This is a genomic window from Streptomyces cadmiisoli (genome assembly GCF_003261055.1).
Lineage (GTDB): Bacteria > Actinomycetota > Actinomycetes > Streptomycetales > Streptomycetaceae > Streptomyces > Streptomyces cadmiisoli.
Map to the genome: position 1 here is coordinate 1,582,132 of NZ_CP030073.1, position 20,652 is coordinate 1,602,783.

General features: G+C 72.5%; 16 protein-coding genes and 1 pseudogene. 15 read left to right on the forward strand and 2 right to left on the reverse strand.

From position 1 onward, the window contains the following. The first annotated feature begins 3 nt into the window (after window positions 1-3). Genes DN051_RS06500 through DN051_RS06525 form a run of 6 tightly spaced genes read left to right on the forward strand, consistent with a single transcriptional unit; the run spans window position 4 to window position 8,627 of the window. The gene (locus tag DN051_RS06500) at window positions 4-2,727 is read left to right on the forward strand and encodes a lantibiotic dehydratase (protein ID WP_112438203.1); all 2,724 of its coding nucleotides are present in this window, start codon (window positions 4-6) and stop codon (window positions 2,725-2,727) included. Continuing rightward, window positions 2,724-3,770 (forward strand): lantibiotic dehydratase C-terminal domain-containing protein, encoded by a 1,047-nt coding sequence (locus tag DN051_RS06505; protein WP_381276726.1) that lies wholly within the window; start codon window positions 2,724-2,726, stop codon window positions 3,768-3,770. Before DN051_RS06500 ends, DN051_RS06505 begins: the two co-directional genes overlap by 4 nt. After that, window positions 3,767-4,879 carry a zinc metalloprotease gene (locus DN051_RS44925; RefSeq protein WP_162624863.1) on the forward strand — a complete coding sequence of 371 codons (1,113 nt, stop codon included), beginning with the start codon at window positions 3,767-3,769 and terminating at the stop codon, window positions 4,877-4,879. Before DN051_RS06505 ends, DN051_RS44925 begins: the two co-directional genes overlap by 4 nt. A 24-nt stretch (window positions 4,880-4,903) precedes the next feature. Further along, window positions 4,904-5,938, forward strand: a complete 1,035-nt coding sequence (locus DN051_RS06515) for an ABC transporter ATP-binding protein (RefSeq protein ID WP_079001223.1) — start codon at window positions 4,904-4,906, stop codon at window positions 5,936-5,938. Then, window positions 5,935-6,690, forward strand: a complete 756-nt coding sequence (locus DN051_RS06520; RefSeq protein ID WP_053760579.1) for an ABC transporter permease — start codon at window positions 5,935-5,937, stop codon at window positions 6,688-6,690. The genes DN051_RS06515 and DN051_RS06520 overlap by 4 nt, the downstream gene beginning before the upstream one ends. Then, window positions 6,687-8,627: a TOMM precursor leader peptide-binding protein gene (locus DN051_RS06525; protein ID WP_199314896.1), complete on the forward strand. Its 1,941-nt coding sequence runs from the start codon at window positions 6,687-6,689 to the stop codon at window positions 8,625-8,627. Before DN051_RS06520 ends, DN051_RS06525 begins: the two co-directional genes overlap by 4 nt. A 128-nt stretch (window positions 8,628-8,755) precedes the next feature. On the opposite strand, the gene DN051_RS06530 is transcribed toward DN051_RS06525, so the two are convergent. Next, a complete protein-coding gene (locus tag DN051_RS06530; RefSeq protein WP_053760578.1) occupies window positions 8,756-8,932 on the reverse strand; it encodes a thiazolylpeptide-type bacteriocin in 177 nt (58 codons plus the stop codon). Between the two features lie 344 nt (window positions 8,933-9,276). On the opposite strand from DN051_RS06530, the gene DN051_RS06540 reads away from it, so the two are divergent. The 3 genes from DN051_RS06540 (at window position 9,277) to DN051_RS06550 (ending at window position 12,629) form a co-directional block, all read left to right on the forward strand. Then, a complete protein-coding gene (locus DN051_RS06540; protein WP_246041194.1) occupies window positions 9,277-10,503 on the forward strand; it encodes an amidohydrolase in 1,227 nt (408 codons plus the stop codon). 225 nt (window positions 10,504-10,728) lie between these two features. Beyond that, window positions 10,729-12,153, forward strand: coding sequence for an amidase (locus DN051_RS06545; protein ID WP_053760576.1), 1,425 nt, complete (start codon window positions 10,729-10,731; stop codon window positions 12,151-12,153). Between the two features lie 29 nt (window positions 12,154-12,182). Next, on the forward strand, window positions 12,183-12,629 hold the full coding sequence (locus DN051_RS06550; RefSeq protein WP_053760575.1) for a type II toxin-antitoxin system PemK/MazF family toxin: 447 nt from the start codon (window positions 12,183-12,185) through the stop codon (window positions 12,627-12,629). 43 nt (window positions 12,630-12,672) lie between these two features. On the opposite strand, the gene DN051_RS06555 is transcribed toward DN051_RS06550, so the two are convergent. Beyond that, on the reverse strand, window positions 12,673-13,494 hold the full coding sequence (locus DN051_RS06555; RefSeq protein ID WP_162624864.1) for a TIGR02452 family protein: 822 nt from the start codon (window positions 13,492-13,494) through the stop codon (window positions 12,673-12,675). Window positions 13,495-13,750: 256 nt separating this feature from the next. On the opposite strand from DN051_RS06555, the gene egtA reads away from it, so the two are divergent. The 6 genes and pseudogenes from egtA (at window position 13,751) to DN051_RS06585 (ending at window position 20,608) form a co-directional block, all read left to right on the forward strand. After that, on the forward strand, window positions 13,751-15,052 hold the full coding sequence (gene egtA / locus DN051_RS06560) for an ergothioneine biosynthesis glutamate--cysteine ligase EgtA (RefSeq protein WP_053760616.1): 1,302 nt from the start codon (window positions 13,751-13,753) through the stop codon (window positions 15,050-15,052). Then, complete coding sequence (gene egtB, locus DN051_RS06565; RefSeq protein ID WP_053760573.1) at window positions 15,049-16,401, forward strand: ergothioneine biosynthesis protein EgtB; 1,353 nt, start codon at window positions 15,049-15,051, stop codon at window positions 16,399-16,401. The genes egtA and egtB overlap by 4 nt, the downstream gene beginning before the upstream one ends. Next, window positions 16,401-17,192 (forward strand): ergothioneine biosynthesis protein EgtC, encoded by a 792-nt coding sequence (gene egtC, locus DN051_RS06570; protein ID WP_053760572.1) that lies wholly within the window; start codon window positions 16,401-16,403, stop codon window positions 17,190-17,192. The genes egtB and egtC overlap by 1 nt, the downstream gene beginning before the upstream one ends. After that, a pseudogene (locus DN051_RS06575) lies at window positions 17,171-17,827 on the forward strand (L-histidine N(alpha)-methyltransferase); the annotation flags it as partial. The gene egtC and the pseudogene DN051_RS06575, both read left to right, overlap by 22 nt. A 245-nt stretch (window positions 17,828-18,072) precedes the next feature. After that, a complete protein-coding gene (gene egtD, locus DN051_RS06580; protein WP_112438207.1) occupies window positions 18,073-19,053 on the forward strand; it encodes an L-histidine N(alpha)-methyltransferase in 981 nt (326 codons plus the stop codon). A 922-nt stretch (window positions 19,054-19,975) separates the two neighbouring features. Then, entirely contained in the window at window positions 19,976-20,608 is a 633-nt protein-coding gene (locus tag DN051_RS06585) for a hypothetical protein (RefSeq protein WP_162624865.1), read from the forward strand. Window positions 20,609-20,652: the final 44 nt, after the last annotated feature.

The following is a 20,652-nucleotide window of genomic DNA, read 5'->3' on the forward strand; positions in this document are numbered from 1 at the left end:
GCCGTGACACCGAGAACCAGCTGGCAGCCCGGCCGCCGCTTCCTCCTGCGGGTGGCCGGCCTGCCCGTCGAATCCGTACGTGACCTGCGCTGTCCGGACACCGCCCGCTGGGCCGACGAGGTCCTGTCGGCCGAACGGGACCTGAACGTCCGGGGCGGGGAACTCAGCGACGTGCTCCACGCGCTGGTCCCGGCCGCCGACCGGGCCTTCCCCGACGACGGCACACGGCGCCGACGACTGCTCGCGCTGCGCCGCGACATCTTCAACAACCGGCTGCCCGCGCAGCCCGCCGCCGCCCTCGACCTGATCACCGAGCTGGATCCCGCCGTGGCCCGCAGTACCGGGCAGTGGCTGGACGACCGCCGCGCGCTGACCGAACTGCACCGGCACGGCGCCGAACTGCTCGGCGGCGAACTGGCCCGGACCCGCGAGGTGTTGCGGGCGCTGCTGGACGAGGACCGGCTGCGGCACGGCCTGCTGCTCGCCTCGCCGACCCTCGAAGGGCGGCTCGGGCCGTATCTGCGGCTGGGCGCGGACGAGCGCCCCGACAAACGGCTGCGCAAGGTCGAGCGTTCGGTGCTGTCGTACCTCTACCGCACGGCCTGCAAGACCAGCCCCTTCAGCACGTTCACCGGCGTCGCGCTCGGCACCTTCGGCGACGGCGCCGACCCGGCGCTGCGGGTGCGCGAGCAGTGGCGGGGCAGGGTAAGGCTGAACGTCGTCGTACTGGCGCGTTTCGCCGAGCTGGTCCTCGCCTCGCCCGCGCTGCGTGCCGACCTCCCGGTACGGCTGGCCTCGGGCTGGGGCAGCGACGACCACCGCGTCCGTTACGTGCGCCGCTGGGTGACCGCGGGCGACGACGACGCGGCCGTCACCTTCGACGCGGTCAAGGACCGGCTGTTCTTCCTGCGCCGCAGTGGCACCCTGGACCGGCTCATCGCCCTGCTGAGCGAGCGGGACCTGCGGTACCGGGAGGTGGTGGACTGGCTGTGCGCCGAGTACGGGGCGGACGCCGACGCCGAGCTGTGCGAGACGTACGTCTCGGCGCTGCTGCAACTCGGCATGATCCGGGTGCCCTGCCTGGACACCGATGTGCACACCGCCGACCCGCTGGACTCATTCCGGGACGCGCTGACCGCGCTGGACCGTCCGTGGGCGGTCGAGCTGGCCGCGGAACTCGGCGACGCCGCCGCGCTGCTGGCGGAGTTCCCGGACGCGGACACGGCCGGGCGGGCGGCGCTGATGCGCCGGCTGCGTGCCGGCCTGGGCGAGGCCCAGCGGCTGCTGGGCGCGGCGGACGTGTCGCTGCCGCAGACGCTGGTGTACGAGGACGCCGACGCCGGGGACGACGTCTCGTGCGGTCTGGGCGCCTGGACCGGCGCGGACGGCGGGGCGCTGCGCTCGGTGGAGCGGGTGCTGCCGGCGTTCGACCTCACCCTGCCGCAGCGCGTGACGTTCAAGGGCTTCTTCCTGGCCCGCTACGGCAAGGGCGGCCGGTGCGACGACCTGCTGGGTCTGGTCCACGACTTCCACGAGGACTTCTTCGACCAGTACCTTTCCTTCACCGCCAAGCGCGTTCCGTTCGACGCGCGGGGCGAGTACGTGCCGGAGGAGAACTGGCTGGGGCTGGAGGAGATCAGGGCGCTGGACCGGGGACGGCGGGCGTTCATCGACCGTATGCGCGCGCTGTGGGCCGGGCACACCGGCACGGAGGACGTCGTACTGTCGGACGGTCACCTCGACGAGGTCGCCGCCGAACTGGACGGTCTCGCAGCCCCGTTCACCCCGCAGAGCCACCATGTGCAGCTGACCTCCGAGGGCGACGAGCCGCTGATGGTGCTCAACCGCTCCTACGGCGGGCTGTCGTTCCCCTTCAGCCGCTTCACCCACGTCTGGGACGACCCGTCCGGCCCCGGCCTGTCCGACCCGCTGCGGGAGCAGGCCGTACGGCTCACCCCGCCCGGAGCCGTTCTCGCCGAGCTGACCGGCGGCCCCGTCACCAGCAACCTCAACCTGCACGGGCGCCTGACCGACTACCAGATCGTGTGCCCCGGGGAGGCCAGCTCCGTCCCCGAGGACCGGCGCATCCACCTCGCCGATCTCCATCTGGAGCACGACGAGAACGAGGACCGGCTGGTGCTGCGCTCCGAGCGCCTGGGCCAAGAAGTCGTCCCCGTGTACCTCGGCTACCTGGTGCCGCTCGCGCTGCCCGAGACGCCGCGCACGCTGCTGCTGCTGTCGCCCACGTCGATGGCGCCGCTGGACGTGTGGGCCGGGGTCCCGCACGGCCCGTCGCACCTGGGCGTGACCCGCCGGCCGCGCGTCCGGCACGGCAACCTGGTCCTGGCCCGGCGCTGCTGGTCCACCACCGCGGCGTCGCTGCCCGCGCTCCCCGCGGGCACCCCGGAGGACGAGGTGTTCCTGGCCTGGCGTCGCTGGCGCCGCGAACACGATCTGCCGACCCGGGTCTTCGCCACCGTCTCCGGCGGCCCCCGGGGCGGCGCGGGCGCCAAGCCGCAGTACCTCGACTTCGACAGTCCCCTGTCGCTCGCCGCTTTCGAGGCACTGGTCAAGTCCCCCGACGACCGGGTGGAGCTGCGCGAGATGCTCCCCTCCGAGAACGGCCTGCACGTCGTCTCCGAGCGCGGCAGCCACGTGGCGGAACTGTCCGTGGAGACCTTCACCTTCACCCCACGCACCGAGGAGAACGCACCGTGTCCGAGCTGACCCCCTCCCCCGGCGCGTGGCAGGCCATCCACATCTTCTACGCCGCCAACCCGCAGCCCATGCTGGTGAACTGCGTCGGCCCGCTGATCTCCGGGCTCGACGACGACGGGCTGCTCGCCGGGCACTTCTTCATCAACTACTGGCTGGAGGGCCCGCACGTCCGGCTGCGTCTGAGACCGGTGTCCGAGGAGGCGACGGCCGAGGTGCGCCGCCGGGCCGAGACGGCCATCGCCGACTTCCTGCGCAGCAGGCCCGCCCTCTACGAGGTGGACTCCGGCTTCCTCAACGAGTTCTACAACACCCTCTTCGAGATCGAGTTCCCGGAGGGCGACCGCGGGGACTTCATGGGCGACGACGGCCGGATGCGGCTGCGGCCGAACAACTCCCAGTCCTACGAGCCGTACGAGCCCGAGTACGGCAAGTACGGCGGACCGGCGGGCGTCGCCCTCGCCGAGTGGCACTTCGCGCACTCCAGCGACCTCGTCATCGAGGCGTTCGCCACGATGAACCTGCACCTGCGGACCGTGCTGCTCGGCACGTCCGCCCAGTTGATGATGGTCATGGCGGGCTGCTTCCTGCCCGACGACGACGAACTCGCCGACTACCTGGAGAGCTACTACGAGTTCTGGCACAAGGCGTTCCCCGGCACGGGGTTCATCGGCTCCACGGAGTACGACCGCAGCTACGCCGAGATGGCGCCGAGACTGGGCCGCCGCTTCGCCGAGATCCGCCGGGCCGTCGCCACCGACCGGCTCGACCGGCTGCCCGCGTTCCTGCGCGGCTGGGCGGAGCACTGCCTCGAGCTGCGGAAGCGTGCCGTGGCCCTGGCCGAGGCCGGCGACCTGGTGTTCCGCTCCTGGGACGGCACCCGTGACGAGCGGGTCACCGACCCGGCGGTCGCTCTGCCGCTGCTGCTCTCTCCGTACATGCACATGACCAACAACCGGCTCCATGTGACGATCCGGGACGAGGCCTATCTCTCGCACGTGCTCGGGCGGGTCCTGCGGTCCGGGACCGCCGCCGCCGCGGAGGCCGCCTCATGAGCCCCGACCGGGCCGACGTGTTCACCCACCGGCCGCGGCTGCGGCCGGAGATCCTGCTCAGCCCGCCGCTGCTGCGCGGCCCGGTCACCGTCCACCTGATCAGGGACCCCTCGGACGGCACCTCCTTCGAGGTGGGGCCGAAGGAGTTCTTCCTCATCTCCCGGCTGGACGGCGTCCGGAGCCTGGAGGAGATCGGCGCCGAGTACGCCGCCGCCTTCGGGCGACGGCTGGGCGAGGCCAACTGGCACCAGCTGCTGGGTCTGCTGGGCACCAAGCGGCTGCTGGCCGGCGCGCCGGCCCGCGAGCCGGCCGCCGCGCCGCCCGGCCCGCCCTTCAGCGGCACGCTGCTGCGCGGCAGCCTGCGTCTGGTCGCCGACGCCGGCCGGACCACCGGGCGTCTGCACGGGGCGCTGCGCCCGCTGCTGCGCCGGGGGGTGCTGCTGCCGCTGCTGGCGCTCTGCCTGGCCATGGAGGTGGTGCTGGCCGCCGCGTCCGGCACGCTGCTGCGCGACACCTGGTGGCTGTTCCAGCAGCCGGTGGCGCTGGTCGCCGTGTTCACCCTGCTGTGGCTGAGCACCGCCGGCCACGAGCTCGCGCACGGCATCGCCGCCCGCCACCACGGCGGCACGGTGAGCGAGATCGGCCTGCGCTGGCGGCTGCCCGTCGCGATCATGTACTGCCGGGTGGACAACTACCGCTTCCTCACCCGCCGTCGGCACCAGCTGGTGATCGGCGCCGCCGGCGCCTTCGCCAACCTGCTGTTCCTGCTGCCCTTCGCCGTGTGGTGGGCGGCGCTGGAGACGGGTGACCCGACCCGCAGGGTGCTGTCGGGGCTGCTCCTGCTGGGCAGCGTCCAGGCACTGGTCAACCTGCTGCCCCTGCCGCCGCTGGACGGCTACACCATGCTCGGTCACGCCCTGGGCGTGTCCGGCTACGCGCCCGAGAGCGGGCGCTATCTGAGACTGCGGCTGCGCGACCGGCAGGCCGCGGCCGTGTACCCGCGCCGCGCGCGGGTGCTGTACCTGGCATACGGGATCGGCTCGTCCGTTCTGGTCTGTCTGCTCGCGGCCGGTGTCGTCACGGCCGCGATTGTCCTGCTAGCCCCCTGACGGGCCTGTTCCGAGGAGCTGTTCATGACGGAGACGGAAACCGTGCCGGCGGACCCCGGCAACCTCCTGGCGGACACCGCCATCCATGTCGAGGAGGTGAACAAGCGCTACGGCACCCGCCAGGCGCTGAACGGGGTGTCGCTGCGGATCGGCCGCGGCGAGTTCTTCGGTCTGCTCGGCCCCAACGGGGCGGGGAAGACCACCCTGGTGGAGATCATGGAGGGCCTGCGCCGGGCCGACTCGGGCACGGTCGGCGTGCTGGGCAGCGCCCCGTGGCCGCGCAATGTCGCGCTGCTGCCCCGGATCGGTGTCCAGACCCAGTCGTCGGCGTTCTTCGTGCGGCAGAAGGCCCATGAGCACCTGGCGACGGTGGCCGCCCTCTACCGCGCCGACCGGGCCGCGGTGGACCGCACGTTGGCGGCGGTCGGGCTGACGGCGCAGCGCGACACCCGGGTGGAGAACCTCTCGGGCGGTCAGCGCCAGCGGCTGGCCATCGCCTCCGCGCTGGTCCACGATCCCGAACTCATCTTCCTGGACGAGCCCACGGCCGCGCTGGACCCGCAGGCCCGGCGGGATCTGTGGGACGTGCTGCGCGGTCTGAAGGAGGCGGGCCGCACCATCGTGTACACCACCCACCACCTGGACGAGGCGGAAGCCCTGTGCGACCGGGTGGCGATCCTCGTGGAGGGCCGGATCGCGGCGCTGGACTCGCCGCGCGGACTGGTCGGCGCCGCGGGCGCGCCCACCTCCGTGCTGCTGCCGCCGGAGCGCATGACGGTCGCCGAGGCGTCCGCCGTTCCGGGCGTCGAGCGCGCGAGTGTGCGGGGCGGCAGCCTCGTACTGGAGACGCAGGTGTCCGGCCAGGTGCTGTCGGCGCTCGACGCGCGGGGCGGCCTGGACGGTGTGCAGACCCGCACCGCCACCCTCGAGGACGTCTACCTCCAGCTCACCTCCACCGCCGGCACCGCCGGCACCGCCGGCGAGCACACCGAGAACGCCGCGAACGTCAAGAACGCCGAGAACGCCGAGAACGCCGAGAACACGGAGCACCAGGCATGAGCGCCTACGGGGCACTGACCACAGCCGGCTACCGGGCCCAGGTCCGGGACGCCGCCACCCTCTTCTTCACCTTCGCCTTCCCCCTGGTCTTCCTGGTGGTCTTCGGGCTGATCTTCAGCGGCCAGGAGGTGGAGGAGACCGGCCGGCCCTACATCTCCTACATCGCGCCCGGAGTGATGTCGTGGGGCGTGGGCAACGCGGCGGTGTTCGGCATCGCGTTCACGCTGATGCAGTGGCGGCGCGACGATCTGCTCCGTCTGATCCGCATGACGCCGACGAGCCTGCCCACCGTCCTGGCGTCGCGGTACGTACTGGCGCTCGCCGTCGGCGTCGTGCAGGCCGTGGTGTTCGTCGCGGTGGCGATGCTGCCGATGTTCGGCCTGGAGCTGGACTCCCGGTGGCCGCTGGCGCTGCCCGTGCTGCTGCTCGGCATCACCGCGTTCCTGACGATGGGCGTGATCATCGGCTCGTACGCCGACACCCCGGAGGCGGTCGCCGCCATCGCGAACTTCCTTATGGTGCCGATGGCGTTCCTGTCCGGTTCGTTCCTGCCGCTGGACATGATGCCGTCGTGGCTCCAGACGGTCTCCCTGGTGCTGCCGCTGCGCTACTTCAACGACGCCGTCTCCGCCTCCCTGTCGGGCGCCGGAAGCGTCGGGGACATCGCGGTGGACTGCGGCGCGCTGATCGCCTTCACCGTCGTCTTCGCCGCCATCGGCCTGAAGACCTTCCGCTGGAGCAACCGCGCATGACGACGACTGTGACCGAAGGGCTGCCGCTGGAGGAGGCACGGCGGCTGCTGCGGACGGAGCTGACGAAGCGGTGCGCCCCCGGCCGGGCCCCCGGCGTGGTGCCGCTCGGGGCGCGCGACGTGCTGGGCGGACCGGCCGGCGATCCGTGGGCTCCCGAACGGCCCACCGCCACGGTGCACCTGACCGCGCGCGAGGTACTGGTGGGCCCGTGGGGCGGCGACGCCGACGCGCGGGCCTGCGGCACGTGTCTGGCGATGCGCTGGCAGCGGCTGCGCTCACGCACCGAGCGGGAGGCGCTGGAGACGGGCAGGCCGTGGAGCTTCGCCCCGGGATGGCCCGAGCGGCCCGCCTTCCTCGCGGACGCCGTGCACCTGCTGTACGAGGCGGTCGTCGCTTCGCCGGGCGCGGTGCCGCCCGGCGCGACGGCGGCCGACCGGTCGCTGCCGCAGGTCTCGTGCCTGGACGTGGCGACGCTGACCGTGCGGACCTTCCCGCTGTACGCCGACCCGCTGTGCCCGCACTGCGGTACCGGCGGGACGGACGACCGCGAGTCCGCCGATCTGGCCCTGGTCCCCCGTCCGAAGCCGGACCCCGGCGCCTACCGGCTGCGTGCGGCGTCCTCCTACCCGCTGGCGCCGTCCGCGCTGGCGAATCCCGTCACGGGCCTGCTCGGCGCCGGGACCTGGATCAACGTCACCTCGCCCACCACCGCCCCGGTCGCGGGCAGCGTGTTCATGCGCGGGTACGCGGGGCTGACCGATGTGACCTGGAGCGGCCAGGCCAACGGGTTCTCGGCCAGCCGGGATCTGGCTTTCCTGGAGGGGCTCGAGCGGTACGCGGGCACGCACCGGCGGCGGGGGACGAAGCTGCTGACGGCCTCGTACAACAGCCTCGGCGAGGACGCGCTCGACCCCGCCGCGTGCGGCTTCTACTCCGCGGAGACCTACCGGGACGACCCGATGGTCGACCCGTTCGACCCCGACCGGCCGATCCCGTGGGTGTGGGGCTACTCCCTGCGCGACGAGCGTCCGGTGCTCGTACCCGCCCGGCTGGTGCACTACAGCGCGGGGCTGGCGGCGGACAACTTCGTCTTCGAGTGCTCCAACGGCTGCGCCATCGGCAGCTGCCTGGAGGAGGCGGTGCTCGGCGGGCTGCTCGAACTGATCGAGCGGGACGCCTTCCTGCTCGCCTGGTACGGCGGAACCCGGCTGACGGAGATCGACCTCGCCACGGTGGGCGACCCCACCGTCCGCGCCATGATCGACCGTGCCGCGCTCCAGGGGTACGACGTGCACGCCTTCGACAACCGGATCGACCTGGCGGTGCCGGTCGTCACCGGCCTGGCGGTCCGGCGGGACGGCGGACCGGGGCTGCACTCCTTCGGCGCCGGCGCCTCACTGGACCCGTCGGCCGCGCTGGAGGGCGCCCTGTCGGAGGTGCTGACCTACATTCCGCACCTGCCCGGGCAGGTGGAGGAACGGCGCGCCGAACTGGAGGCGATGGCCGCCGACTTCACGAAGGTGCTGCACCTGAAGGACCACGCGCAGCTCTACGGCCTGCCGGAGACGGCGGCGCACGTGACCCGGTACCACGAGCCGCGGGCGGTCCTGCCGATGGCCGAGGTGTACGCGTCGTGGGAGTCCTCCGGACGTCCGCGCACCGGGGATCTGGCGGACGACGTGGCGCTGTGCCGCGACGAGTTGGCGGGCGCGGGCCTCGATGTCGTCGTCGTGGACCAGACGACGCCGGAGCAGGAGCGGATGGGGCTGCGGACGGTCTGCGTGCTGGCTCCCGGACTGCTGCCGATCGACTTCGGCTGGTCGCGCCAGCGGGCCCTGCTGATGCCCCGGCTGCGGACCGCGGCCCGCCGCGGCGGACTGCGTGCCACGGACCTGGCGGAGCGGGAGATCAGACGGGTCCCGCATCCGTTCCCGTGACGGGCGCGGCGCCTCGGGAACGCACGGCGGCCGGGCCGTCGCCCACCACTCCACGGGAAGTGGCGGGCGGCGCCCGGCCGTTTCGGCGTCCGGCGGTGCCGGACGCCGAGGCACTGCGGGCCCGAGGATCAGGCGCTGCAGGAGGTGGTGCTGGTGGTGGAGGAGCAGGTCGAGGTGGAGGAGCAGCTCGTGGAACCGGCGAGCACGACCTCGCTGGCGTCCGAGTAGTCCGAGATCTCGAACGTCTCCGACTCGAGCTCCAGGATCTCGTCGGCGAGGGCGGCGAGGGTCGACTTGTCAGCCATGGTCACTCCTGACGTGTGCACACCGCCGGGCCGTTCCCGGGGTGTTGACCTCTTCATTGGACCGGGTGCCACTGACGCATCACGCGGTCGTCCGCTGACAGGGCGCTGCCGTCGGACGGCAGCCGAGTGCCAGCGGACCGCGGGCCGCGCGACAGCGATCCGTCAGCGACCTGCCAGCGGCCGGTCAGTGAAGTGCCCGCGGTGTGCCAGCGCTCTGTCGGCGAACGTCCGCCGGTCGGCCGGATCATGGCGGAATGAGTACCGCGGCGATCCTCTCCTCCGGCCGGCACGCACCCGTGCTGCGGCACCTGGACGCGCTGCTGCGTCCCCTCACCGCCTTCGCCATGGACCTGCACCGGCACCCGGAGCCGTCGGGCGGGGAAGTGCGCACCGCGGCACACCTCGCCGACGCGCTGGAGGCGGAGGGCTGCTCCGTGACCCGCGGGGTCGGCGGACACGGGGTGGTCGGTGTCCTCGCCAACGGGGACGGGCCGCGCGTGTATCTGCGGACCGAACTGGACGCGCTGGCGCTGCGCGAGCGGACCGGTCTGCCCTACGCCGCTCAGGGGCCCTTCATGCACGCGTGCGGCCACGACCTGCACGCCGCGGCGCTGCTCGGCGCCGCGAGCCTGCTGGCGCGCTCCCGGCCAGAGTGGCGGGGCACCGTGGTCCTCGTCGGCCAGCCGGCCGAGGAGACGCTGACCGGGGCGCGCGCCCTGCTCGCCGACGGCCTGTACGAACGGTTCGGACGCCCCGACACGGTCCTCGCGCAGCACACGGCACCCCTGTTGGGCGGCATGGTGGCCCACGGTTACGGTCAGCCGGTGCTGGCGGGCGGTGTCGGCCTGGACGTCACCCTGCACGGCCGGGGCGGGCACGCCGGGGCGCCGCATCTGACGGTGGATCCGGTGGTCGCCGCCGCCGCGGTGGTGCTGCGGCTCCAGCAGATCGTGTCCCGGGAGTGCGCGCCCGCGGAGCAGGCCTCGGTCACGGTGGGGTCGCTCCAGGCCGGCACGCAGAGCAACGTGGTGCCCGAGACGGCCTCGCTCGGCATCACGGTCCGCGCGCTGACCTCCGCGGGGCTGGACCGGCTCGTGGCGGCGGTGGAGCGGATCGTGCGGGCCGAGTCGGCCGCCTCCGGCTGCCCCGCCGAGCCCGGCATCACGGTGGTGTCGCGGTCGCCGGTCACGCTGCCGGACGCGGCGCTGACCACTGCGGTGCAGGAGGCGCACCGTGAGGCGCTGGGCGCCGAGCGGGTGGTGCCGTGGGCGCCGTCGATGGCGACCGAGGACTTCGCGCTGTACGGGGACGCGGGGCGGGACATCCACGGCTGCGCGGGGATCGCGCTCGGCTACTGGATGGTCGGGGTGGTCGGTCCGCGCCAGTGGGCGGCGACGACCGGCGCGAACGCCGCGGAACGCCTCGCGGCGCTGCCGCCCAACCATTCGCCCGAGTTCGCCCCGCACCTGCCCATCGCGCTGCCCTCGGCGACCACGGCGCTGACCACGGCCGCGCTGACGGCGCTGGGCCGGGCACGAGCCGTCCCCACCCGGCCGGATGACGCCGGGTGAGACACGCCCGCGTCCGAACGGCCCGCTGCCGGGCCGGAGCCCGGCAGCACGTGGGGCGGCCGGAACCGGGTGGGGTCGCACGGCGTCTCCGCGTCCCGCACGATGGGACGTGACCCGTAGGAGAGCCGCCGACCGCGGGCGAACCGGCTTTCTCCCCAACCTCGTTCCGCCGAAGCCCTACTGACGTTACCGTTCGGTAGACAACACGCTCCGGAGGTGTGCCGCATGACGCTCGACCGTTCCGCCGGCCTGGCGGAGACCGCCCGCGCGCTGGCCGGGGGTGAGGTGACCTCGCGGGCCCTCGTCGAAGCCGCCCTGGCCCGGATCGAGGCGACGCAGGACACCCTCAACGCGTTCCGGATCGTGCGCGGTCGGGCGGCGCTCGCGGAGGCGGAGGCCGCCGACCGGGAACTGGCCGCCGGGGTGCGCCGTCCGCTGCTCGGGGTGCCGGTCGCCGTCAAGGACGACATGGACGTGGCCGGCGAGCCGACCGCGTTCGGCTGCCGGGGCGGATTCCCGCCGGTCGCCGAGGACGGCGAGGCGGTACGGCGGCTGCGGGCCGCGGGCGCGGTGGTCGTCGGCAAGACGAACACCTGCGAACTGGGGCAGTGGCCCTTCACCGAGGGGCCGGCGTTCGGCGCGACCCGCAATCCGTGGAACCCGGACCACACCCCGGGCGGCTCCTCCGGCGGTTCGGCCGCCGCGGTCGCGGCGGGCCTGGTGCCGGCCGCACTCGGCTCGGACGGCGCCGGTTCGGTCCGCATCCCGGCGTCCTGGACTCACCTGATCGGCGTAAAGCCCCAGCGCGGCCGTATATCGACCTGGCCGCGCGGCGAGTCCTTCCAGGGCATCACCGTCAACGGCACCCTGGCACGCACGGTCGCGGACGCGGCGCTGCTGCTCGACGCGGCCGCCGGCAACCACGAATTCGACCCGCACCGCCCGCCCGCGCTCGACGTGTCCGGCGCCGTGGGCCGCGACCCCGGAAGGCTGCGCGTCGCCCTCGCGCTGAAGCCGCCGTTCACCGCGGTACCCGCCCGGCTCCACCCGGAGGTCCGCGCCCGGGTCGTCGAACTCGCCGAGCGACTGGCCGCATTGGGCCACTGGGTCGAGGAGGCCGACCCGCCCTACGGGCAGATCGGGCTGACCTTCGTCCCGCGCGCCACCGCCGGTATCGCCGAATGGGTCCGCGACGCACCCGACCCCGCGCTGCTGGACCCGCGCACCCGTGAGGCCGCCCGGCTCGGCAGGCTGCTCGGCGGGGCCCCGCTGCGGGCGGCCCGGCGTGCCGAGGCCGAACTGCAACGCCGTATCGGCGGCTTCTTCACGTCGTTCGACGTGGTCCTCGCGCCGACGACGGCCGCTCCCCCGCCGCGGATCGGCGCCATGCTCGGGCTCGGCGGTCTCGCCACCGACCGCGCCATCATCGCCGCCTGCCCGTACGCCTGGCCGTGGAACGTGCTGGGCTGGCCGGGCGTCAACGTCCCCGCCGGTTTCGTCGGCGGAGGCCTGCCGGTCGGCGCGCAGCTCCTCGGACCCGCGCACAGCGAACCGCTGCTGGTCTCCCTGGCCGCGCAGTTGGAGGCCGACCTGCGCTGGCACGAGCTGCGCCCGCCCGAGCCGGTCGCTTCCCGCTCCCCGGCGGCATGAGGGCTCCGGGCGCCCACTACCGTGACCCCGTGACTGCCTTCACGGACGAGAACACGCCCGGCCGCCACGGCCCGACCGCGACCACCGAGGCCGACCCGCGCAAGGTGGGCCGGGTGCGCACGGAGTACTCACCCGCGCACGACGGCGACCCCGACCCGGGCGAGATCGTCTGGACCTGGGTGCCGTTCGAGGAGAACGACGGGCGCGGCAAGGACCGTCCCGTGCTGGTCGTCGCACGGGAGGCGGCCGGGACGTTCCTGGCGGTTCAGCTGTCCAGCAAGCGGCACGACCGCGACCGGGAGTGGGTCCCGATCGGGCACGGTCCCTGGGACCGGTCGGGCCGGGACTCGTGGGTGGACGTGGACCGGGTGCTGCGCCTGCACGAGCGGGGCATGCGACGCGAGGCGTGCGCACTGGACCGGATGCGGTTCGACCTGGTCCGGCACCGGCTGCGGTTGCGCTACGGCTGGCACTGACGGACGGCGCCGGCCGGTCCCCGGCAAATGCCCGGGGCCGGTCTCAGGAGTCCGGCCGGCTCTCCGGGAACGCCCGCGCGAACGCCGCGCGGACCGCGGCGTGGGGCGTCCGGTCCAGCACCGCGAACACCACGTGCTCGAATCGGCCCGAGAACCGGCCCCCTGGGCCCAGCAGGTCGCGGAAGGCGCCGGCGACCTGTGCCGGATCGTTCTGGAACACTCCGCAGCCCCAGGCGCCGAGGACCAGCCGCCCGTGGCCGTGATGGGCGGCCGTCTCCAGGACGCGCTCGGCACGGACGGCCAGGGCGCGCGGGAGCTCACGGGCGCGCTCCGCGTCCGTCCGGCGCACCACCCCGGCGTTCGGGGCCGCCGCGGTCAGGAACGACGCGGTGTACGGCTCGTCCAGCAGGCGGCCCCGGTCGTCCCGGAAGACGGGCACGGCCGGTGAGTGGACGACACGGTCCGTGTAGAACGCGTCGCGGTGGGTGCGGTGGTGGTCGTAGAACTCCGGGACCCGCAGCAGGCACGTGTACAGGGCGGAGGCGCGGCACAGGGACTCCTCCTGGGCCTGGGCGCCGTTGAGATGGCCGCCGCCGGGATTGCGGGCCGAGGCGAAGTTCAGCACGGCGGCCGGGCCGATGCGGCGGGCGGCCTCCAGGCTGCTCTCGCCGGTCACCTCCAAGAAGGTGTCCGCTGCCGGAGCGCCGGGCACCGGCACCGGTTCCGGTCCGTGCATCCGTGTCGCCGCCCGCGCGGCCGTCACGGCCGCCGCCAGCGGGACCGTGCGCCCGTCGGACGTGCGGTACGCCCCGGCGGCCACGATCTGCTCGGTCTCGCGCGCGAGACCGCGCAGCCGCGCGCTCATGGCGCAACCCCCGTGTGCGCCACGACCGCGTGCCGCGCGGTCTCCCCCGTCGTGCTCATGAACGCATCGTGAGCGATGCTGGACATGCGGTGCAACAGAGTTTTCCCGGCCCGGAACCGGAGGTGTCCAGCCCCTTACGCCCGGAAACGCACTCTTGTGCGAAGCGGCACGAGGGTCTTGGGTGGGACGGGTGATGCCGGTCCGGCTGGTGATTTTCCGGACGGGCAGCATGCTGGAATCTCAGGAGGATCCCGACATGTCCGACTCAGTGAGTGGCTGTACCGAGCCACGCCCCGCCGTCACGGAGGCGGAGGTGGAGGCGCTGGTCCGAGGCATATGCTTCAAGACCGGCCCGCCGCGCTCCCTCGGTGTCGAAGTGGAATGGCTCGTCCATGACCCGCACCGCCCACGACTTTCCGTGGCACCCGAACGACTCGAAGCGGCCTACGCCGCACTGCGCACCGTCCCTCTGAGGTCGGCGCTCACCGTCGAACCCGGCGGCCAGCTGGAGCTGAGCTCGCCGCCCGCCGCCTCCCTGATGGAGTGCGTCGGCACCGTCTCCGCCGACCTGGACGCCGTCCGCGCGGCCCTGCGCGGACACGATCTCGGCCTCCTCGGCATCGGCCACGACCCGTGGCACCCCCCTCGCCGGTTCCTGCACGAACCGCGTTACGACGCGATGGAGGCCTGCCTCGACCGCACCGGCCCGGCCGGCCGGGCCATGATGTGCACCTCGGCCTCGGTCCAGGTGTGCCTGGACGCCGGCTACGAGGTGCCCGGTCCCCTCGGCCACGTGCGGCGCTGGTGGCTGGCGCACCAGCTGGGCGCGGTCCTGGTGGCCGCCTTCGCGAACTCCCCCCTGGCCGGCGACGAGCCGACCGGCTGGCTGTCCACCCGGCAGCTGCGCTGGACGCAGATCGGCCCGGGACGGGCGGGCGCGCCCGTGCTGGACGTCGACCCGCGCGGCGCCTGGGCCCGGCACGTGCTGGACTCCCCGGTGATGTGCGTACGGCGCGACGGCGGCCCCTGGGACGTACCGGAGGGGCTGACCTTCCGGGAGTGGACCAGGTCCGGGTCCCCCCGGCCCCCGACCCAGGACGATCTCGACTACCACCTCACCACGCTCTTTCCGCCGGTCAGACCACGCGGTCACCTGGAGCTGCGCATGATCGACGCGCAGCCCGGCGACGACGGATGGATCGTGCCGCTCGCCGTGACGACGGCGCTGTTCGACGACCCGGAGGCCACCGAGACCGCCTACCGCGCGGTCAAGCCCCTGGCCGAGCGGTCCCTGGCGCTGCCCGCGCCGCACAATCCGCTGTGGCTGGACGCGGCCCGGTACGGGCTCGCCGACCCCGAGTTGCACGAGGCGGCCGTGGTGTGTTTCGCGGCGGCCCTCGACGCGCTGCCCCGGCTCGGCGCCACCACCGAGGTCATCAACGCCGTGGCGGCCCATCAGGACCGCTACGTGATCCGGGGCCGCTGCCCCGCCGACGATCTGCTGGACCGGTTGCGCGGTGCCGACCGCCCTCCGCACGGGAAGGACTTCCGCACATGACCGACCCCGCCATCGACACCGAGACCGGCACCGGGGCGGACGTCGAGACCGACGTCGAGGCCTTCCGCGAGCGCGCGCTGACCTCGCTGACCTCGGCACGGGAACGCACCACTCTCCTCACGAGCTGTGTGGAGGACCCGGACCTGACCGCCCAGCACTCGCCGCTGATGTCTCCGCTGGTGTGGGATCTGGCGCACATCGGCAACCAGGAGGAGCTGTGGCTGCTGCGGGCGGTCGCCGGGCAGGACGCGATACGGCCCGAGATCGACGGCCTCTACGACGCGTTCGAGCACCCGCGCGCCGCCCGGCCCTCCCTGCCGCTGCTCCCGCCCGCCGAGGCCCGTCTGTACGCGGCCGAGGTGCGCGGCCGGGCCCTGGACGTGCTGGACGGCGCCGTGTTCCGCGGCAACCGCCTGATGGAGGCGGGCTTCGCCTTCGGGATGATCGCGCAGCACGAGCAGCAGCACGACGAGACCATGCTGATCACCCATCAGCTCCGGAAGGGTCCGCAGGCCCTGCACGCCCCGGACCCGCGGCCCGTGCCGCCGTTCACCGGGCCCCGTGAGGTCCTGGTCCCGGGCGGCCCGTTCACGATGGGGACGTCCACCGAGCCCTGGGCACTGGACAACGAACGGCCCGCGCACGCGCGCGAGGTGCCGCCGTTCCACATCGACACCGTGCCGGTGACGAACGGCGCCTACGAGGCGTTCATCGAGGACGGCGGGTACGACGACCCGCGCTGGTGGACTGCGGACGGCTGGGCCCACATCCGCCGCAACTCCGTCCACGCCCCGGCGTACTGGCGCCGGGAGGGCGGGCAGTGGCTGCGGCGCCGCTTCGGCGTCACCGAGGTGGTGCCGCCCGACGAGCCGGTGCTGCACGTGTGCTGGTACGAGGCGGACGCGTACGCCCGCTGGGCCGGACGCCGGCTGCCCACCGAGGCCGAGTGGGAGAAGGCGGCCCGGCACGACCCGGCGACCGGCCGCTCCCGGCGCTACCCGTGGGGCGACGCCGACCCCGGGCCGGAGCACGCGAACCTCGGTCAGCGCCATCTGCGTCCGGCGCCCGCGGGAAGCTACCCCGAAGGGGAGTCCCCGCTCGGCGTACGGCAGTTGATCGGCGACGTGTGGGAGTGGACGTCGAGCGACCTCCTGCCGTACCCGGGCTTCACGGCGTTCCCGTACAAGGAGTACTCGGAGGTGTTCTTCGGGCCGGAGTACAAGGTGCTGCGGGGCGGCTCGTTCGCCGTGGACGCGGTGGCCTGCCGGGGCACCTTCCGCAACTGGGACTACCCGATCCGCCGGCAGATCTTCTCCGGCTTCCGCACCGCCCGCTCGGTGGAGGCCTGATGTGCCGTCATCTTGCCTACGTCGGGCCCGAGGAGCCGCTGGGCCGGCTGCTGGTGGGCCCGCCGCACGGGCTGTACCGGCAGTCCTGGGCGCCGCGGCGGCAGCGGTACGGGACCGTCAACGCCGACGGCTTCGGCGTCGGCTGGTACGCGGCGGGCGATCCGGTGCCGGCCCGGTACCGGCGGGCCGGGCCGATCTGGGCGGACCTGTCCTTCGCCGATCTGGCCCGGGTCGTACGGTCCGGCGCGCTGCTCGCCGCGGTGCGGGACGCGACCCTGGCGGGCGCCGACGCGGAGGCCGCGGCGGCACCGTTCGCCGCGGAGTCCTGGCTGTTCAGCCACAACGGCGCCGTCAAGGGCTGGCCGCGGTCGCTGGCCGGGCCGGCCGCCGGCCTGTCCACGGCGGACCTGCTGTCCCTGGAGGCCCGCAACGACTCCGCGCTCGTCTGGGCACTCGTCCTGGCCCGGCTGCGGGCCGGGGACGACCCGGGCCGGGCACTGGCCGACACGGTCGGGGAGGTCGCCGCGGCGGCCCCGGGCTCCCGGCTCAACCTGCTGCTGACCGACGGCGGGTCCATCGCCGCCACCGCCTGGGGCGACTCGCTGTGGTACCTCGCCCGGCCCGGCGGCGGGACGGTCGTGGCGTCCGAACCGTACGACGACGATCCGCGCTGGCGCGAGGTCCCCGACCGCACCCTGCTCGTGGCCGACCGGGACGACGTGCAGCTCACCCCGCTCAAGGAACCGAGCGACGTCTCGGCGACCGCACCATCCGAGGAGCCCCCCACGTGAGTCCCTTCCTTCTCACCCGCACCCTTCCCGAGGACGCCACCGAGGCAGCCCTGCGCGCCGACGTCCAGCGGGGACTGACCGGCACCCCCAAGACCCTGCCGCCGAAGTGGTTCTACGACGCGCACGGCAGCGAGCTGTTCGAACGGATCACCGAACTGCCGGAGTACTACCCGACACGCGCGGAACGGGAGATCCTGCTCGCCCGCTCCGCGGCGATCGCCGCGGCGACCGGCGCCCGCACCCTCGTCGAACTGGGCTCCGGATCCTCCGAGAAGACCCGGCACCTGATCGACGCGATCACCGGGCTGCACACCTACGTCCCGGTCGACGTGAGCGAGAGCGCCCTCACCCAGGCCGGGCAGGCGCTGATCGCGGAGCGGCCCGCGCTGAGCGTGCACGCGCTGATCGCCGACTTCACGGCGGACCTGGAGCTCCCGGACACACCGGGTCCCCGGCTGGTGGCGTTCCTCGGCGGCACGATCGGCAACCTGCTGCCCGCCGAGCGGGCCGAGTTCCTCGCCTCGCTCCGCGCCCTGCTCGCCCCCGGGGACGCGCTGCTGCTCGGCACCGACCTGGTCAAGGACGAGCGGGTACTCGTCAGGGCGTACGACGACGCGGCCGGGGTGACGGCCGCGCTATGTGGGTCGTTCATCCTGTCCGTTGTCCGCACCGCAAGGCCCACTCGCGTGCCCAAGCCCAGGCAGAGAAGCCGGATCAGTAAGGGAAGAACTCGGCCTGCTTCCCGGCCCCGTCGGTCATCCCGGGCACCCAGCGGCCCGGTGATGGGGAAGGTGCCCGCTGCTGCCGGCGTTGCGCGCTCGACAAGAAAACTGCGATCCCGGCACTCCGCCGATGTGGCGTCGACCGAAGAGAGGCACGCATGACCGACAACCGGGCCTATGGCTACACCGACACTCTCGAGGCCGAGCACTACGCCAAGGCACTTCGCTCTGACATCAGCGACGGACTGACCCGCACCCCGAAGTCCACGGCGCCCACGTGGTTCTATGACGCCCGGGGCAGCGAACTCTTCGAGGAGATCACCCAGCTCCCGGAATACCCCTTGTGGCGAGCGGAACTGGGACTGCTCCAACTCCATGCCCAGGACATCGCTGTGCGGACCGGAGCCCGAAGCCTTGTCGAGCTCGGGTCCGGGAGCTCAACGAAGTCCAAGCTGATCATCGAGGCACTGGGGCCGAGCGGATTGCACTACGTCCCTGTCGACGTCAGTGCAGACGCGCTCCATCAGGCCAGCGCCCAACTCGTCCGGGACTACCCAGGGATCCGTCTGCACGCCCTCCGCGCCGACTTCACGACTTCCCTCGTCCTACCGACGCTGCCCGAGGACGGCCCACGCCTCATCGCCTTCCTTGGCAGCACGCTCGGGAATTTCCGACGCCCGGCCCGTGGACCGTTCCTCCGCGGGCTCCGAGACATCGTCCGCCCCGAAGACTTCCTTCTCATCGGCGCTGACCTGGTCAAAACCGAGCAGGAAATGATCGTTGCCTACGATGACGCTCAGGGCGTCACGGCGGAGTTCGACAAACATCTGTTGCACGTCTTGAACCGCGAGCTGAACGCCGACTTCGACCCAGATGCCTTCGATCACGTATCGGTGTGGAACGGCACGGAAAGCCACATCGAAATGAGGCTGCGCAGCCGAGCCGAACAGCTCGTCAAGATGCGAGACCTTGACCTGGCAGTTCACTTCGCACGCGGAGAAGAATGGATCACCGAGCGGAGCGCGAAATTCACCCAGGACGGACTCCAGGAAGAAATGACTGAAGCGGGTCTCCGTACGAATCAGCTCTGGGCCGACACCGACGCCGGCTTTGCACTCATTCTCGCCACCGCTTGCTGAACAAGCCAGTACACGATTCTCGATGAGTCCAGATCGCTGCTCTACTGACGGGACAGCAGAGCAGCGACGGCTGGTAAACGGCGCGTGCTCGCGACCCCGACTTCAACGGTCACACCCCCCGGCAGGATCCTGCCAGTCGGTGGCTGACGATCGACACAAGGCGCAGTGTCTCACCGCCAACTACGCACGAGTGCGGCAACCCGCTGTTCGAAACAATATTCGAACACGGCGTCAGGGGATCACCCATATGGGGATTCCCTGGACAACGGAGCAGGCCTTTGGATGATCCTTAAATCGGATCTGGTCCTTGCCTGGCCCCTGGTTTGCGGCGGGGGCTCCTCTGTGCGTAATTGCCGCACGAAAGGTGTTGCCCATGCCTGCGCTCTTCTCTGACGGCAGTGAACCACCCCAGCCTCCCACCTTGTCTCCCTCGGAAGTTGCTTTCCGGGCCGCTGACGGCCGCACGCACATCCTTAGGGTGGCCGAACTACCATGCCCAGCCCTGCACTTGGAGATGGCTGAGTGCCTGGCAGGGGCACTGAATTCGATAGGCGTGCTGTCCACGGCTCAGGCGTACTTCTCCACCGTACGGCGCTTCCTGGCTTTCCTGGAAGCATTGGGCGAACCACTTGATTCGCTGTCGTCCCTGCGCGAACGGCACCTTGGGCAATACGTAACCATCCGGAGGACAAAGTTTTCCACGGGCGCCTGCTACCAAGACATGACTTCGCTGTGCCGGCTCCTGCGGAACGCACCATACGGCAGCCTGTCTCCGGAGGTCGGAACTCTAATTACTCCCCGGGGTCGCCCACCCTTCACCCGACCGGGCTCAAGACTGCCTACGCACCTCTTGCGGCCAACCCTGGAAAGACCCGTTTCCTGCCTCTCGCGCAACGAGTTCGAGCAGCTCATGCGCGCGGCCGTGGGTGACGCTGTCGCCGTCCGCGACCGAATTGACCGGGGTGACAGCCTGCTGGCGGCCTACCGGGCCGACCCGCCCAGTTCGGCCGTCACCGCCGTGGAGATCGAAACTCTCGACCTCCACGTCCTCGATCTCTTCGACCGGACCAACAGCCCGGCAAAGAGAGCCGACATCGCCCAGGGCCTGTTCCTGACCAGGGAAGACTTGGCACCACTGCTTGTACTGGGAACCGGGCTCTCAGGGCTCCGCCCTTCCGAGCTCCTGAATCTTCCCGCCTCACACCAGCATGACACCGTCCGGGGCACCGTAACCATCAGAGTTCCGGACCACCGACGCGGAAGCAACGCCGCCCTTCGATGGAAGCTTCGGGCCTCGGACGATCAGCCCTGGGGCCCAGGGGACTTCTATCTGATGGTGCACCGGCTCACCGAACGCGCACGCCGGGCGTCGGACTCTGACCGGCTGTGGTGCCTGTGGTCCCTCACGGGTACCGGCACCCTGCCACCGCGTTCGGTAGCCCCGCTAGTGAAGGAATGGGCCCACCGCCACCGCCTGTCCGACGACGTGGGCCTGCCGCTGGAGCCGACCCTGCTCCAGGTGCGGCGCGCTTCACTGCTGGCCAGCGGCGCCTGATCCCCGATTTCAGCAGCAAGCCGGTCCGCCCATCCTTCCCCAAC